At 45.5% G+C, this 15,884-nt stretch carries 13 protein-coding genes and 1 pseudogene; 7 read left to right on the top strand and 7 right to left on the bottom strand.

The genetic code is table 11. The features are described 5' to 3' along the window. Window positions 1–194 precede the first annotated feature (194 nt). Window positions 195–1,526: an esterase-like activity of phytase family protein gene (locus tag RID09_RS00980; RefSeq protein ID WP_446334087.1), complete on the bottom strand. Its 1,332-nt coding sequence runs from the start codon at window positions 1,524–1,526 to the stop codon at window positions 195–197. A 326-nt stretch (window positions 1,527–1,852) separates the two neighbouring features. On the opposite strand from RID09_RS00980, the gene RID09_RS00985 reads away from it, so the two are divergent. Together RID09_RS00985 and RID09_RS00990 are read left to right on the top strand one after the other, a co-directional pair. Beyond that, on the top strand, window positions 1,853–3,058 hold the full coding sequence (locus tag RID09_RS00985) for a tetratricopeptide repeat protein (protein WP_446334088.1): 1,206 nt from the start codon (window positions 1,853–1,855) through the stop codon (window positions 3,056–3,058). 131 nt (window positions 3,059–3,189) lie between these two features. After that, window positions 3,190–3,567 (top strand): response regulator, encoded by a 378-nt coding sequence (locus RID09_RS00990; protein WP_446334089.1) that lies wholly within the window; start codon window positions 3,190–3,192, stop codon window positions 3,565–3,567. Between the two features lie 102 nt (window positions 3,568–3,669). Here RID09_RS00990 and tftA read toward each other — a convergent pair whose 3' ends face one another. Further along, the gene (gene tftA / locus RID09_RS00995; protein ID WP_446334090.1) at window positions 3,670–5,025 is read right to left on the bottom strand and encodes a hormogonium tapered terminus morphoprotein TftA; all 1,356 of its coding nucleotides are present in this window, start codon (window positions 5,023–5,025) and stop codon (window positions 3,670–3,672) included. Between the two features lie 222 nt (window positions 5,026–5,247). On the opposite strand from tftA, the gene RID09_RS01000 reads away from it, so the two are divergent. Beyond that, window positions 5,248–5,823: a hypothetical protein gene (locus tag RID09_RS01000; RefSeq protein ID WP_446334091.1), complete on the top strand. Its 576-nt coding sequence runs from the start codon at window positions 5,248–5,250 to the stop codon at window positions 5,821–5,823. A 174-nt stretch (window positions 5,824–5,997) separates the two neighbouring features. Here RID09_RS01000 and RID09_RS01005 read toward each other — a convergent pair whose 3' ends face one another. From RID09_RS01005 to RID09_RS01015, 3 genes are read right to left on the bottom strand one after another with little or no spacing between them, the layout of a single operon-like run. Next, a complete protein-coding gene (locus RID09_RS01005; protein WP_446334092.1) occupies window positions 5,998–6,528 on the bottom strand; it encodes a GAF domain-containing protein in 531 nt (176 codons plus the stop codon). 26 nt (window positions 6,529–6,554) lie between these two features. Continuing rightward, window positions 6,555–7,184, bottom strand: coding sequence for a PAS domain-containing protein (locus tag RID09_RS01010; protein WP_446334093.1), 630 nt, complete (start codon window positions 7,182–7,184; stop codon window positions 6,555–6,557). A 50-nt stretch (window positions 7,185–7,234) separates the two neighbouring features. Then, the gene (locus tag RID09_RS01015; protein WP_446334094.1) at window positions 7,235–9,340 is read right to left on the bottom strand and encodes a PAS domain-containing protein; all 2,106 of its coding nucleotides are present in this window, start codon (window positions 9,338–9,340) and stop codon (window positions 7,235–7,237) included. 123 nt (window positions 9,341–9,463) lie between these two features. On the opposite strand from RID09_RS01015, the pseudogene RID09_RS01020 reads away from it, so the two are divergent. Further along, window positions 9,464–10,342, top strand: a pseudogene (locus RID09_RS01020) (sensor histidine kinase); the annotation flags it as partial. Window positions 10,343–10,441: 99 nt separating this feature from the next. On the opposite strand, the gene RID09_RS01025 reads toward RID09_RS01020, so the two are convergent. Beyond that, on the bottom strand, window positions 10,442–11,131 hold the full coding sequence (locus RID09_RS01025) for a hypothetical protein (RefSeq protein WP_446334095.1): 690 nt from the start codon (window positions 11,129–11,131) through the stop codon (window positions 10,442–10,444). A 348-nt stretch (window positions 11,132–11,479) separates the two neighbouring features. On the opposite strand from RID09_RS01025, the gene RID09_RS01030 reads away from it, so the two are divergent. Together RID09_RS01030 and tsaB are read left to right on the top strand one after the other, a co-directional pair. Continuing rightward, entirely contained in the window at window positions 11,480–13,030 is a 1,551-nt protein-coding gene (locus RID09_RS01030) for a serine/threonine protein kinase (RefSeq protein ID WP_446334096.1), read from the top strand. Between the two features lie 53 nt (window positions 13,031–13,083). Further along, window positions 13,084–13,752, top strand: coding sequence for a tRNA (adenosine(37)-N6)-threonylcarbamoyltransferase complex dimerization subunit type 1 TsaB (gene tsaB, locus RID09_RS01035; protein WP_446334097.1), 669 nt, complete (start codon window positions 13,084–13,086; stop codon window positions 13,750–13,752). A gap of 101 nt (window positions 13,753–13,853) precedes the next feature. On the opposite strand, the gene miaE is transcribed toward tsaB, so the two are convergent. After that, the gene (miaE, locus tag RID09_RS01040; RefSeq protein ID WP_446334098.1) at window positions 13,854–14,468 is read right to left on the bottom strand and encodes a tRNA isopentenyl-2-thiomethyl-A-37 hydroxylase MiaE; all 615 of its coding nucleotides are present in this window, start codon (window positions 14,466–14,468) and stop codon (window positions 13,854–13,856) included. 609 nt (window positions 14,469–15,077) lie between these two features. Here miaE and RID09_RS01045 point away from each other — a divergent pair. Next, a complete protein-coding gene (locus RID09_RS01045) occupies window positions 15,078–15,869 on the top strand; it encodes a metallophosphoesterase family protein (protein ID WP_446334099.1) in 792 nt (263 codons plus the stop codon). The last annotated feature ends 15 nt before the right edge of the window (window positions 15,870–15,884 follow it).

Raw genomic sequence — 15,884 nt, forward strand, 5'->3', positions numbered from 1 at the left:
TACTCAAACAGGTTTCTTAGTGAAGGACTGGATTAAGCTGACTTACTCTACTTAATCTCTTATGATATTGCTCCGGGAGCAAAAAGTCAAGAGAGAGGGAAGAGAATAGCGGGTGTGAACTGTTGTCTTTAGCGAGTCAAAGTTCACCGGGCTTACATTTAACTCTCAAGAGTCGTCGAGGTGGTTATGATTCTTTATCCTTTATTTAACCGAAACAAAAGAAACTGCGTTACCTGGGCGTCATTAAAGTTATCATCACTAACCAATACCAAACTCCGACTCCCATCTGGCAACCGTGAACCCAAGGTCATCCCTTCCAGATTATCTACATAAATTCCCAAAGTACTCAAATCCAGCAGCAATTTTTTCTTCACCGGATCAAGGCGAGAAATATCCCCCTTGAGACTGGCAATATTAGAGGTATCCGTCGCCCCACCCAGCGTTAGTTGATAAATTTGGGCGCTGAGTCCCAACAACCCATAACTCCGTTCTAAACTGAGAAAGTGACCTTCTGTATCTAATGCCACTAATTCCGATAACCCATAATCAATCGTCCCTTTCGGGGCGGGAGCCAGTGGATACAAATGTTCCGCTACCAGCAGGGGTGGGGCAATGTCGCTAATTAAATAATGCAGTAGCCGAATTCGGGGAACGTCATCTGAATCTGGGGGTAAACTATCTTGAATTAAGGCGGATTCAGTGGCTGTAAATAGGCGAAAGGGATCGCCACTGGCTACCGCTAACGTAACCGGCTCTAAGGTTAAGGCTTCAAAACCTAAGTTTTCTTGTACGCCACGGGGAAGTTTTTCCTCTTCCGTATTATTATTTGGGAGAAAACGATCAGGAATTCGCAAGCGTTGTAACGGTTGTCCCGTTTGGCGGTCAAACTCTTGAATAACGGGTTCAATTCCCCGACTGGGAACCCCTTCAGTTGAAATAAATACGCCCCCTTTACCCGACAGGGCGATTCCTTCGGGGTCAATGGTTCCTGGGAGATAGGATTTGCCGTTTTCGTCTTTAAGGATGGTTACATCCTCCACGGTGACGGATTCAATGCCAATCTCTCCTGCCGAGTCGCGGTTAATATTCAGCGCTAGGGTGTAAAATCGGGCGGGCGCGAGATTTGACCGATCATCAGACAGTGCCAAAAAACGATCGCGATTTCGATCATAGGTGAGGGCGGATAAGCCGCCGACGGGAGTATCCTCAAACATCATCGGTTTGGCAAGTTGGTACATAGCCAAAAAGTCCAAGGATAAATCCAGAAACGTCCGCTGTTCGGCGGTTCTAGCGGTAGAGGGACTACAGCTAGTCGTCAACAGGGTCAACAACGCGATCGCAACGACTAAGAGTCGAGATAATAAGGGGCGAAGGAGCTTGATTTTTAGGAAATTTTGTGTTATATGCTCAATCATAAGAAATGTCAAAAGTCTTAGGGTAGGGGCTTGCTTTAGCCATCTTGCCCGTTTAGATGGGCAAATTAAGTACACAGCCGTCTGAAACTCTAAATTGATTTTAAGCGTCAATGGTCATTACATTGGCAGATAAAGTCAACTACCCCACCCATAGCTTGACTATGGACGAGGTATCTAGCCGTGAAAGATTGATGATATTGAATCAGAAATCGAGACTTAAGCCCTGAACTAAAGTTCTCCTCTTAAAGCTAAAACCTGTTTTCACGGGTTAAAAGCCTTTAATGTAGTAAGCCCTAGGATCAAAGCTCAAGTCCAGGCTTTGGGGACTGAAATCCATATCCAGTTAGCTCTCTTCTGACTTGAGCTTTTGGGTGCTTGGGTTGAAACCCAAGGCGGTTTAACTTAAAACCGTGTTGCATCTTATACAGATTAAATTAATGAGAAAAGTTCAACTACTCTTTTGCATAGCAGCGCTCTGGGTAGGGTTAAGTGGTGGAACATTAGCCCAACCCGCCGAAACGAATCCACCCAATCCTCTAGAACTAGATACCACCGCTGATCCTCTGCTTCCCAATCCCCCCGTAGAGCGCCCCTTAAGCCCCTTAGAACGCCGCCGACTGGGTGAAGCCCTCGATCAACTGAATAATCAAGCCGCCGCCGAATTGAGGGCGGGAAATCTAGAAGATGCGTTTGATATCTGGTATCGAGAAATTCGTTTACGGCGAGTCCTTGGGGGACGATTAGAAGAAGTCAAAACCCTAGGGCGTGTGGGCGAAATTGCCTGGAGTAGGAATGGGAAATCCCAAGTACAGTTGATTACCAAACGCTTAGAAACCATTCAGCAAAATGCTGAGGAAGAAGGAGACTTAGAGCCAGAACTTTTAGGCGCATTAGGTCAAGCCTATCAACAAGTACGAGTTCCCAGACAAGCCCTAGCTATCTATGAGCAAATTTTAGCCGATGCTCGTCAACAAGGTGATCTGCAAACTCAAGCCGAAATCTTAGAAACAATCGCCCAACTTCACTTGGCTTGGTTTGACTATCCCCAAGCCGCTGCCATTTATGAGGAATTATTAGCAATAGCCCAAGCAAGACGCGATCGCGTGGCGGAGGTTAACTATCTACAAGAACTGATCAACATTTATAAGCAATCCCAGAAACCCGAAAACGCCCTGCGGATCAAGGAACGGTTAGTAGACAGTTACCTCAACCAAGAAAACTATACTCAAATCCCCGCCCTGAAAGTTGCCATTGGTGCTGATTACGAAGCCCTGAATCAACCCGAACAAGCCTCTCGAAGCTACCAGGAAGCTTATGCACTCGCTTGGTCATCGCAACAGTTTGCTTATGCCAGTGATGCACTCGAAAAATTAGCCCAACTCTATTTATCTTACGACCAACCCGACTATGCCCTCAAGGTTTACGAAACCTTGATTATTGTGGAACAACAGTCCTACAATTACTATGGATTGATGCAGGCTTATGATCAAATGGGTCAGATTTATCTCGCCCAAAATAACTATGATCAAGCCTTAGACGCTTTTCAAAATGGTCTAGTCTTAGCCCAGTCGTTGCAGTATCAAGAAACCCATTTTGCTCGTCAAATCGAGAGAGTTAATCAGGAGGAAACAAGTAATAAGTGATCATTCATAAGCATACCCTCGAAGGTTGTGACGGGTCAATTGTAGGGGCGGGTTTAATAAGATTAGAGCAAAAAAAAGAATAATCATTAAATCCGTTCCTACACAATCCAACCTCACAACTATTTTGATTTATGTCTACCAAATGTATCCTGGTCATTGATGATGAACCTAACCTTTGCTTAGTCATCCAAGCTTGCCTCGAAACGATTGGCAATTGGCAAGTGATCACGGCTGAATCTGGCAAGAAGGGACTAAACTTAGCCCAAACTGAACAACCTGATGCGATTCTCTTGGACGTGATGATGCCGGATATGGATGGGTTGACCCTATTTAAAGAGTTGCAAAAGTCTCCCAGCACTAAAAAAATCCCTGTAATTTTACTCACGGCAAAAGTATTTAACAACGAAATAACTCAATTTAATCAGTTAGGTATTGCTGGAGTTATTGCTAAACCCTTTGATCCAATGACGTTAACTAAGGAGGTGACTAAAGTTTTAGATTGGTCATAATGTATTGGGTGCATCCACTTTTTGGCAGTAATCCCCGACACCCGATGAGGAGTTTGAACTCCGGGCTAAGAGCTTCCGTCTAAAACTCTTAAGCTTTTAGTCTTAGAAAAAACCGGCTGATTCGTAGAGACGTCTGAGAACAGCCATAATCCGATCGCCATACTGCAAATCAGCTGACCAACGTCCGCTCAGCTGCTGGACAAGCGGCGCAATCCCACGAGTGACAAAGCGAAACCGGGGACTGACTACTTCTTGTACCAAAGGTTCTAAACTAGCGTAGGCTTTTAATTGTTGAATATGGGCGCGAACTCCTAATCTGGCGCTGGGGAATGTCGCCCCCTCCGGATCACCACCGACTGATCCTAAGCCGCCAAAGTTATTTTGACTAGGTTTCAAATCACCACCAAAACGGAGGAAGTTCGTTTCCACCATGGCTTGAGCAAAAGCAATATCATAATTAACCCCTTCAATGGCGGCTTCTTCTCGGTAAAGCTTGGGTAAGTCCGGAAACTGAGCGAGGGCGTCTTCATTATTGGCTTTGAGGAACATCATTAACTGCACCTCTGACGTATTCCCATGTGCCATAATTCTGTCAATTTGACCCGGACAAATTTGTAAAATTGAGCGCAGAATTACCGTGCGTGTCGCCGCATCCCAACCGACTGCAATATTATAGTCTCGCAATTCAATCGCTTTAACGTAAACCACTCCCCGATATTGGAGACGGCGAATACCTGGAATGGTGGTTAAATCGACACCCAAGCGGTCGGCTAAGTCAATGGGAATATAGGCATTGTTATTAACAATAATGCCTTGCTCTCCATAAGTTTGATTATTAATAGTGATATTAATGGGGGGATAGGTAACATCCGTTCCATTTCCCGGTTCCGTTCCCGAAACCGCCCGACTCCACGCCGCTAGTCCGTCAGCAATCCCTAACGCCATCTCGCGGCGGCGATTTTGAATAATAAAGCGATCCTCTGGATTGGTGAGATAGCCAACCTCCATTAACAGTGAGGGGAGAAAAGTATCGCGGGTAAAGGACAGAAAACCCATCCCTGTCGCCGTATCCGGCTTCGCCCCTCGGTTCGGCAATTGGGGAAGGCGTCGCAGTAGTGCGAGTAGGATCAGTTCAGCATGATTTTTGCGTTCGGTGTTATTGGCGATGTAGTAAGCCGTAGCCCCTCGGACACTGGGATTGGGGGAAGAACCAGCATGAATTTCCAGCGCCACATCGCCAGGACGATAACGAGCATTCATCCATTGGATTGATTCGGCTGAACTCAAGTCATCCGGGACAGAGAGAACCTCAAAGCCACGCGATCGCAACTCTGGGACAATCTGATCCCGCAGCAGAATCATCTGTTGAGCTTCCGTTGTACCGCCTGCGATCGCGCCTAAATCGCGCCCCCCTTGTTCAATTCCTCCGTGTCCGGCAGAAATAAAGATTCGTCCCATTAGTTACTTGTCCTCAGCACTGATCATTCGCACTCACCGCCACTAATCCAGAATAAGGATTTCGGAGTCTTTCGGCTAGTGCTTAACCGTATCAGTTTTGCCTCACCTCCATCCAGGGAGGGAAATGGGATAGAAACGTAGCACACCATCTCTAGAAGCCGGAGATAGTGTTACCATTTGTCATAATTAGGTTAAATCTGGTTTTCATCTAGGCGAGCGGCTATGGCTAAGCGCAAAAAACACAATCTCCAATGGATCAAAGAAACCCTAGAGCTAAAAGAAGACCACAACTGGACATCTAAGCCAGGACATCGGATCTTCGTAGCAGGGCGAGGAGCATTGCGCTTTGACGTTCCCGAAGATTGGCATTTTGAACCGGATACCAAGTCGTTTCGGTTTCTGGACAACAAGCCACCCAACGATGATTGTCGCTTAGAAGCGTCCTATAATCTACTCCCCCCAGGCGACTGGGCTGAATTTCCCCTGGTTTCTTTATTAAAGCGAGTCGTTCGAGATGATGAGCGCAATATAACTGAGAAGGGCGAAATTATTGAACTGAAGCGCCAAACCGCCCGCATTGTCTGGACTCAATTCAAATTTATTGACCCTCACGAAAACCGCGACGCCTATTCCCGCATCTGTATTGGCTTAGGTTCTGGAGTTCAATGCTTAATTACATTTGACTACTGGGTAGACGATGCAGAGCGCCTGAACCCCGTCTGGGACACGGTGATGGACTCTTTAGTGCTTGGGTTGTTTATCCGCGATCCCAGAACCGGATTCGCCTTCCCGGATTAGTCCCTGCTTTGAGATCCTAGAGGTAGTGTGCTAAGCCTCTACATTCCTCACCTGATACCAAATCCGGGGAACGCTACCCCCGTTATAACCCAGTCCGCGCAGGCGGACGAAAGGGCCAGTGTAGCAGCGATTTCAATCGCCGTGGAAAAAGGGGGTAATAAAGGCTAGCAACCTCTAATTAATAGATTCAATGAGTTCAATAATTTCATCAAAACAAAAATTATGTACCCAGTGAGTAAGTCCTTCAATTAGAGCAACATGACAGTCCGGAATTTGCTCAATCAATTGAACAATTCGGTCAGAATCGACTTCAATTGCCGCTTGATGAAGTTCAGCCACCCACGCCGCAGGCATTACCGCCAAGTCATCAGCCGTTAGTATTGCCTCATCTCCCCCACTCGTTGAGGTTTGGGTGTCTTTACTTTGGCTATCCTGGGCTAAAAGTGCTTCTTCTGCTTTATGTCTTGCCCAACCAATCGCAATGAGTTCTCCGACTAGTTTAAGCAGGTTAATATCATCCTGAGTCCAGGTTTTTGAGCCGCGCACAACTTCCACACCCAAAGAACCCACTACTTTATCCGAGTGAGTCATGGGTACAACTAACATAGACTGAATCGATTGTCGCTGAAAAATTTCCCGTTCTGCTGCGGCTTCAGGCGAAAATTCTGTTGGGGAGGAAATAGCGATCGCTTGATGATTGAGCATTTGGTTATAAGCCCAAGGGAACAGGGTTAGGTTTCTACCCTGCCATCGTCAGATCTAGGAGGAATATCAGCAGCATACCATTCTCGAATCAGGTAATATTGGTTCATGTCGTCGGACAGTTCAAAAATATAGCTGCGATCGCAGCCGATGAAATGAGCGATCGCTTCCAGGGTAAAGTTAATCGCCGTATCTACATCTTGGTCGATAAATTGACGAGAAATATTGCTCAGTAAACGTTCTACCCTAGCTCGATGTTCCAGGACGGCTTCGGCTTGTTTCTTGTCAGTAATATCGATAGCAACGTTAGTAACAACCCAACTATTTGTGGCTGCATCCCGTGTCGAAGAAAATTGAAATGAAATCCAGCGCAAGCTTCCATCCGGGTGATTATACCGATACTGTCCACCAAAAGTTCCCTCGGCAAAAATAGCTTCAAAGGTTGCTTCATGGACAGCTTCCAAATCTTTAGCAACAACCCGTTCTAGGAAAGGTGTTTTGTCAGCGATTAACTCATCTGGGGAGAAGCCCCAAAGGTGAATACTTCCCTCAGAAACATATTCAAATTCCCAGACGCTATTGACATCAACTCGAATCTGAAAGATAGCTGCTAAAGCACTACTAAGAATGGTATTTAGTCTAGCTTCAGAGGCTTTCAATGCTTCTTCTGCTTCTTTGCGTTCTGTTATGTCCCTAACTATGCCAATAATTAGGGCTTCACCGTTGATATCTCGAAAAGATTCAAACTCACCACATTGGGGGAAACATAGTGGATAATTCCTTCTAAATTGATGATACAAAGAATATCACTGGCGTTTTCAACGATACTGCGGAATTTTAACTCACTTTCAGCTAGGGCAAGTTCAGTACGTTTCTTGTCAGTAATATCTGTAGCAATAATTGTTACCCTCCAACAATCTGCAGCTTCATCCTGCACTGAGGTGATATTATAACAAATCCAATACCAGTTTCCATTGGGGTGCAAATAGCGATATTCATGTTCACTAGGGCGTTCAGAAAAGATACTATCAAATATTTTTGGAACAACAGTTTCCCAGTCTTCAGGATGAATTCTTGAAACTATCAGATGGCTGTCTGCTAATATTTCTTCTGCGGTATAGCCATAAACTAATTCACTTCCAGGAGAGCAGTATTGTAAATTCCAGTCTCGATTAGCATAAACGTGGACATGCTGAATCGAAGCAACAGTACTACTTAGAATAGCATTCAGTCTAGCTTCCGATGCTTTCAAAGCTTCTTCTGCTTGTTTTCGTTCGGTGATATCCCGCGCGACACTCACGAAGAGTAAATTGCCATTGGTATCCCGTATGACTGATAGGTTAGAAGAGAACCATTTCCAGCTACCATCCTTGTGTCTGGCTCGATTTTCAAGTCCTGAGAATCTCTCCCCTGTGGTTGCTAGTTGATTGAAAGCGTCCCAAGTCTTGGGCAAGTCATCGGGATGGACGATGGGTTCAAAGGATTGACCCTCCAATTCCGATGGAGTGTAACCCATTATAGTCTCTAAGTTAGGAGAAATATAACGGATAACTCCTTCTAAGTCGGTAATGAGAATAATATCATTGACATTTTCGACAATAGTACGAAATTTTGATTCACTTTCAGCTAGAGCAATTTCCGTATTTTTTTTGTCAGTAATATCGGTACAAATGCTAGTAACTAGCCAGCCATTAATGCTTTGATCCCATACCGAGGTAAAGATAGCAGAAATCCAGCGCCAATTGCCATCGGGATGTAAATAGCGATAGTTATGCTCAAAGGTTTGTTCGGCAAAGATTTTATCAAAACAGTCTTGATACATTACCGCCCAATCTTCGGGATGAATATGGGAAGCAACTAGCTGATTGTCGGCGATCATTTCTTCGGTAGAATACCCGAAAATTAAGGCGCTACCGGGAGAGTAATAGTCTAAGTGCCATTCTCGATTACTATAGACACGGTAGTAAATAATAGAAGCAGCCGTATGGCTGAGAATCTTATTAAGTCTAGCTTGGGAGGTTTTGAGAGCATCTTCTGTTTGTTTGCGTGCTGTGATATCCCATCCCACGATCGCGATCAGCCAATTGCCAGGAGTATCTTCAAAGGCTGAGATGTTACAACAATGCCATCTCCAACTCCCATCTTTATCTCTAACTCGGTGTTCAATACCGGATAGTTTTTCACCTGTGCTGGCGACTTGGTTGAAGGCTTGCCAAAGTTGGTGGACATCATCAGGATGGACAAAGGGTTCAAAGGATTGACTCTCGACTTCAGTCGCTGTGTACCCAGTTAGATTGATGATGTTGGGGGAGATATAGCGAATGACTCCTTCTGGGGTAAGGATAACCAGGATGTCATTAGTGTTTTCAACGATGCTGCGAAATTTGAACTCCCTGTCAGCCAGGGCGATTTGAGTCTGTTTGCGATCGCTAATATCACGAATTGTCAGTACAGCTACCTTGTCCTCGGCGACTCCCGTACAGCTTCCAGAGATTTGTAAGATTAATGTGCGATCGCCTTGGATAAATTCGTATTCCGCCACCTCATACCCACCCTTTCGCATCTGCACATCGGGGTAGGTATCCGGCTCAATCAGCACTCCGGCTTGCGCTAACGGCAGCAGTTCCCTAAACTGAGAGCCGATGATAGTAGAGTGCGATCGCTTGACTAATTGCACAAAGGCTCTGTTGCACCATTGCACCTGGCTGTTCACATCTAAAAAGACAACAGCATCTGCGATCGCCCCTAGTGCTACTTCCATCTTGCTCAGGGTAGCTTGCAGTTTATTCACCAACTCTGCTAAATCGGTGTTCATCACAGATTCCTCATTCTCTTTCTAAATCTTCAAAAACTTCACTATATTCATAGATGTTTACCATGGATATTCATAGAGATTCACCAGGGATAAGTTGGATGGGGAAAATAGGAGAAAGCTCTAGTTCAACTCATTCAAGCCGAAAAAATGTCAAGTTTGGGGCGAATGGTAGCTGGAATTGCCCACGAAATCAATAATCCCGTCAGCTTTATATCAGGGAATCTAACCCATGCCCGCCGCTATTTTCAAGATTTATTAGATCTGGTGCAAATTTATCAGAAAACTTACCCTGAACCCAAACCATACATTCAGCAGTTAATCGATGAAATTGACTTAAATTTTCTAGTTGATGATTGGCTTAAATTAATGGATTCAATGCAAGTAGGCGCACAACGGATTAAAGAATTTGTTTTATCTCTCAGGAACTTCTCAAGACTGAATGAAGAAGACTTAAAATCAGTCGATATTCATGAAGGAATTGATAACAGTTTATTAATTTTACAGCATCGACTAAAATCAAAAGACGATTTGGATGCTATTCAGGTGATTAAAGACTACGGTCAACTACCCCAAGTTACTTGTTACGCGAGTCAGCTCAATCAAGTCTTTATGAATTTGCTCAGTAACGCAATTGACGCCCTAGAAAACCAACCTGAACCACGGGTAATTACGATTCGTACCCAAGTCAGTTCTAAATCAAACGCTCAAAACTCAAAACAAACTACACTTAACTGTACCAACACAAATCAATATTTAAAAATCAACTCTCAAAACGGAGAAAGCATTATCATCAAAATTGCCGACAATGGTATTGGTATGAGTCAAGACATCCAACAGAAGATATTTGACCCATTTTTTACGACGAAGCCAGTGGGCAGTGGTACAGGATTAGGATTATCGATTAGTCATCAAATTATCGTCGAAAAACATAAAGGCAAACTCAGTTGTCTTTCTGTGCTAGGACAAGGAACAGAATTTATCATTGAGATTCCGTTAATCTGAAGTTATACCCCAGATGATGTAACAGAATCTCTACAGTAAATCAAGTGCTATTTATTTAAACTTGATGCATAAATTCCCAACTGAATCATGATTCATAATTTATGATTGATGACCTTTTCGATAAACTCGCCCCCGTTCAATTTCATCTCTAAGTTCCTTAAGTTCTTTCAGATTCAGCTTCTTGGTATAACAATTATGGTTGTTCCCCAATACCATCTTGCTATAACTCTGTAAACTCTCAATCCAGGGAAACTCAGTCATCCGGAAACGCCACGACACTCCCGGAAGCGGCGGTAAGTTTAACGCCTCTCGCACCACCAAACGACCAATGGTAAATGCACTGGTATTAGGGTCCCAGGTATCGCCTTGTAGGTCAAGATCCCAGGTTCCAATCAAGTGAAAAACCTTGCGAGAACTCTTCAACTTAATAATCCACTGCACACTAAAACGATGAGTCCGAAAGATCTGGTCTTCCTGAGCTAACGATAGCTCCAGGATTGACCTGTCCCTATCAGGGAATGATTTCGTATTCAGAGCCAATCGAATCGCCGCCAGGTTGTCAAGGGTAATCAACAGATTGTGACGGGGATTGTGTTGATTCAGTAGATACCAGGTGGCTACGGCTCCTGGCGCGTCTCGTTCTACGGATAAGAGGACGATGGATTCATCAGCCGAATAGGTGCGCTCAAGAATCAGTAACGTCGGTTGAGATGTTTCTGGTGTCTGAAAGATGCGGCGAATCCACCGAGTCAGCCATCGAAACCACTGTCGTAAACTCTGTTGCTTCACTTGTATCGCTTTGTCAGGGAGGATATGTTACAACTTCCTACCGACCATGGCTTGATCCGAAGCGCTAGTTCCATAACGAAGATAAGAAAGCTGGGGAAGGTTGCCAAGGTGCAGAAGTTTAGCGTTAACTCGGCGCTCCGTGATCTGCCAGACTATACTTCGTCAGGCTACGCTAACGTCCCGCTACATTAACATCTGCGTGATCTTCCCTCTCTCCCCTCTCTCCCTTACTTCAAGTTCACACTCATCCCCAGTCCTCATTCCCTGACACCTTATCCCTAAATCTAGATATTCTGAGTTAAAGTGAATTTTGAACTGACAATTTTTTTCTAACCCTAAGGTCAGTGTATGAACTCGTTAGCTGGTAAAACCCTACAGGGTGGCAAATATACTCTAGAGCAAGAACTAGGACGAGGGGGCTTTGGTGTCACCTATAAAGCCACCCATCACTATTTAGGTCAGGTGGTGGTGATTAAAACCCTAGACGAGTCCATGCATCTCAACCCAGACTTTCCTCGGTTTCAGCGTCTATTCCAGGATGAAGCACGACGACTAGCCTTGTGTATCCATCCCAATATTGTCCGGGTCAGCGACTTCTTCGTGGAAGGAGGGTGGCCCTACATGGTAATGGACTATGTAGAGGGTCAGACATTGCAAGAGATGTTACTTTCTGGAAAACCCCTCAGCGAAGCCACCGCCATTCATTACATCCACCAAATTGGTGACGCCTTAACGGTAGTCCATCAAAAAGGTTTACTCCACCGAGATATTAAACCTGCCAATATCATCCGGCGAGAAGGCACGCACCAAGTTGTACTTATCGACTTTGGCATTGCGCGGGAATTTAACTTCAATACCACTCAAACCCACACTAATATGCTGTCTGAGGGCTATGCCCCCTTAGAGCAGTATTTAATCAAAGAAAAACGCACTCCAGCCTCTGATGTTTACGGTTTAGCCGCCACTCTCTATACCCTGTTAACTGCCCAAATTCCCACACCAGCCGTTATCCGGGAGCGCCAACCCATGCCTGCTCCCCGTGACTTCCAACCCCAACTCAGTGCAGCCGTTAATCAAGGGGTCATGCGCGGGATGGCAATTGAGGCGCGTCATCGACCCTCATCGGTAGCAGAATGGCTATCCCTGTTACCGGATGTGTCCTTTGAACCCAGCCAGGAATTCATCTCCAATCCTGTATCGACAAGCAACGGAGCCACTGTTGCTTTAATACCCCCACAGATAAGTTCCCGTCAGCGAGAGTCCCAGCAGACCCAATATACACCTTGGCATCGACGCTTAGGTGTTTCTCCCGTTTTATTAGGAATGGGGGCTGTAATTGCCACAGGTTTAGTAGGATTGGGAACAATTTGGTATCAGTCTCAAAACCTCTCAACCCCACCCGGGGCTGAACCCTCATCCCCAGAGGAACCATTGAATCCTGATACCGAACTCAATCCTAGTGAGGATACGCTCCAGGAAACGACTGAACCCAGCCAAGACAACAATGCACCTTCTTCAGAGCAGGAACAAAAACCCACTCGGCGCACTTTTGGGAGATTCCCGAAAAAATCGAGGGATTCAGTTCAACCATCTCCCTCACCCACTTCTGAAGCCCCCTCACTCACACCTGTGGAGCCAGCCTCCTCGGATAAAAAATCGTCAACCCCAGCATCTCAACCTTCACCTGACTCATCCCCAGCATCTCCAGCTCAATCTCAACCACCAGAACCGCCAACAACCGCTCCAAAGGTTCCCCAATCGGCTGAGCCTTCTGAATCGGTCAACGAACCCCCGCCTGAGTCTGTTGGCGAACCCATAGAAAACATCAAAAAAGTACCTGCTCCACCAGAAGCCCCCCTACCCAAAAAACCCGAAACCACTCAAGAGAGTGATGAATGATGAAAAACGCTAAGTAGGTCGATGGAAATAAACCGAACTCTATACCCTTGCAAATGACAAATGACAACCAATACGGTTTAGCCCTACATACCACTAGTCCCCAATTGGGGCTAGCCATCAGTAATTTCCAGAGCGACAATCGTGCGGCTACCTGGGATTTGGGACAAGATTTGTCTACTCACTTACATCAGACTATGAGTGAGTTTATGAGTTCACAAGGTTGGGCAGATTTGGCATTTATTGCTGTAGCCAAAGGACCTGGCAGTTTTACAGGCACTCGTATTGGTGTAGTCACGGCAAGAACCTTAGCGCAGCAACTTGAGATTCCCCTGTTTGCCATTTCCACTCTGGCAGCCGTTGCTTGGTCGGTAACGCTTCAAAAGAAAGAGTATCAGAATACCTCACACAAAAGAGCGATCGCGCTACAAATGCCTGCTCGACGGGGACAGTTATATACTGCAATCTATCAGGCATCCTCAGACAATTCGAGCTTGATGCCCCTTGTACCCGATGCCGTAATGACACCTGATATCTGGCAACAGGTCTTAGACAATCAAAAACTCCCCTATCAACTCATTGAGGTAGCCGTTAATTTAGGAACCTGTGTCACCAGTGTATTAGACTTGGCTGATTTGGATTGGCAACAAGGAAAGCGTCCTCACTGGTCACAGGCTTTACCCTTTTACGGACAGCATCCGGTTACTGGAACAAAAACCGACTAGTGCAGCATGGCAGAAATAACTGACCAGCTAAAATCTCCCCTGCTCTCCCTGCATTTGAATTAGGTCATTATATTACAAACTGGGATGATTGAACTGATGCTTTAGCTGTGAATTCGAGGTTCTGGGTAAAGCGTACTCAGCAACTGACTTTCTACCGTCGCCAGTTCTTCTAACCTCTGGCTGACAACCTCCCGCTCAAAATAGGTATCCGCTAGCACCCAGTACACGCCATAGTGACGTGCTTCAGATGTCATCAAACTTTGATAAAACTCGGCTAATTCCGGGTCAGGACAGTGAGTTGCCAGTAATCCCAGCCGTTCGTGAGAGCGAGCCTCAATTAGAGCCGCAACCAGTAAAGAGTCCAATAGCCGCTCCGGTTCATGACGACGAATCTGAGCTGATAGTTTAGCGCCATAGGGCGGCGGAGAGAGGGACGCTAGGGAAATACTCCGTCGTTCTAGCCATTGATTAACTTGCTCAAAATGATCCAGCTCCTCACGCGCGATCGCGGTTAGCTGACGAACCAGTTGCGTACTCGATGGGTAGCGAAAAATTAAATTCAGGGCTACACCTGCCGCTTTGCGTTCGCATTGGGAATGGTCGAGTAGAATGAGATCAAGGTGAGCTAGAGCTTGTTCAACCCAACTCCAGCTCGTAGGTTGTTGGAGGGCATGAATTATTACCCAGGGAGAATCTAACACAGGTTTTGGTGACATCGAACGATCTTGTGAATAACAATAGGGAGAAGGTAAGCAACCCCAGTCTAAAGACACGGAGCAAAAGCCAAATAAGTTGAAGCTATGCTTACCAGCCTAAGTCTTAACTGACTACGTTGTCGGCAAGCGTTAAATACCTACCAGTAGATGCTCCCGCTAGTCTACTGCTCTAGAACCGAAAAGTTAAACAGTTTTAAGGTCACTGAAACAGTGCTTTTTGGATAGTTACCGACCGATAACTTTGGCGAAGCTAACTTTACCCCGGAAACGGGAGACAATTGGAGGGGCAACCATACCCCTCTACCCCAAAAAAGGGTATGATTAGGATAAAGACTAGTATTCGAGGAAACTGGTATTTATCAATGGCGTGCTGGATGCTAAGCGGAAAAGGTTTGAAATTCAATAAATTTTCTCTGAAACCCGGAAGATAGATGTTAGCACTTGTTTTAAGTAATAGATAATAGAGTATCCTGAGTCTGAGAATCTTGCCCACCAGGGGTGAACATACCTCGGCACATAATAGTCCAGATTTTGGGAACAAAACTGGTGCAAGTAAATGTTTATGGGTGCTACTTATTATTTGACGACACGGATTTGGATCAATAAACAATGACTCACCGTCGGATTGTTATCGGTGACGTGCATGGGCACTACGATACCCTAATGACCTTATTGGACGCGATCGCTCCTAGTCAAGACGATCAGGTTTATTTTTTGGGAGACTTAATCGATCGGGGTTCCCAAAGCTCTCAAGTTGTTGAATTTGTCAAGCAAAGCACTTATTCCTGCTTGTTAGGCAATCATGAGCAAATGCTAATAGAAATCCTGGGTCATGGAGAAATCGATGGTCCAGCCCTGCAAGCATGGCTCTATAGCGGCGGTCACAGTACCATCAATAGTTATGGTGAGGATGGTGTTCGCCAAGACCATATAGAGTGGATGCGTACCCTACCACTCTATATGGATTTGGGAGATACATGGTTAGTCCATGCCGGAGTTCATCCCCGGTTGCCCATTGAAAAGCAAACGGCTGAACAATTCTGTTGGATTCGGGACGAATTTCATAGAATGCCAGAGCCTTATTTTGCCAATAAGTTAATTATCATCGGTCATACGATTACCTTTACCTTGCCAGGAGTGCAACCTGGACGAATTGCTCAAGGTCAAGGATGGTTAGATATTGACACGGGCGCTTATCATCCTAAAAGTGGTTGGCTAACGGGATTAGATCTGACCAACTCACGGGTTTATCAAGCCAACGTCTTCCGAAACCGGGTTCGCCAAATGCCACTTGAGGAGGCGGTGACACGAGTTGAGCCTTCACAACCAAGGTGGCGCGATAGCTACCCAACTAGCCGTAGCCGACAACGCAGTACCGACAAAAGGTTTGGTGTCACATAAGGGAGCAGGGAAACA

This window comes from Coleofasciculus sp. G1-WW12-02 (assembly GCF_040219735.1).
GTDB lineage: Bacteria > Cyanobacteriota > Cyanobacteriia > Cyanobacteriales > Coleofasciculaceae > Coleofasciculus.

Excerpts from the sequence above, each read along its gene's own strand:
- RID09_RS00985 (WP_446334088.1), top strand. The coding sequence starts at position 1,853 with ATGAGAAAAGTTCAACTACTCTTTTGCATAGCAGCGCTCTGGGTAGGG.
- RID09_RS00990 (WP_446334089.1), top strand. The coding sequence starts at position 3,190 with ATGTCTACCAAATGTATCCTGGTCATTGATGATGAACCTAACCTTTGC.
- tftA (WP_446334090.1), bottom strand. The coding sequence starts at position 5,025 with ATGGGACGAATCTTTATTTCTGCCGGACACGGAGGAATTGAACAAGGG.
- RID09_RS01000 (WP_446334091.1), top strand. The coding sequence starts at position 5,248 with ATGGCTAAGCGCAAAAAACACAATCTCCAATGGATCAAAGAAACCCTA.
- RID09_RS01005 (WP_446334092.1), bottom strand. The coding sequence starts at position 6,528 with ATGCTCAATCATCAAGCGATCGCTATTTCCTCCCCAACAGAATTTTCG.
- RID09_RS01015 (WP_446334094.1), bottom strand. The coding sequence starts at position 9,340 with ATGAACACCGATTTAGCAGAGTTGGTGAATAAACTGCAAGCTACCCTG.
- RID09_RS01030 (WP_446334096.1), top strand. The coding sequence starts at position 11,480 with ATGAACTCGTTAGCTGGTAAAACCCTACAGGGTGGCAAATATACTCTA.
- tsaB (WP_446334097.1), top strand. The coding sequence starts at position 13,084 with ATGACAAATGACAACCAATACGGTTTAGCCCTACATACCACTAGTCCC.
- miaE (WP_446334098.1), bottom strand. The coding sequence starts at position 14,468 with ATGTCACCAAAACCTGTGTTAGATTCTCCCTGGGTAATAATTCATGCC.
- RID09_RS01045 (WP_446334099.1), top strand. The coding sequence starts at position 15,078 with ATGACTCACCGTCGGATTGTTATCGGTGACGTGCATGGGCACTACGAT.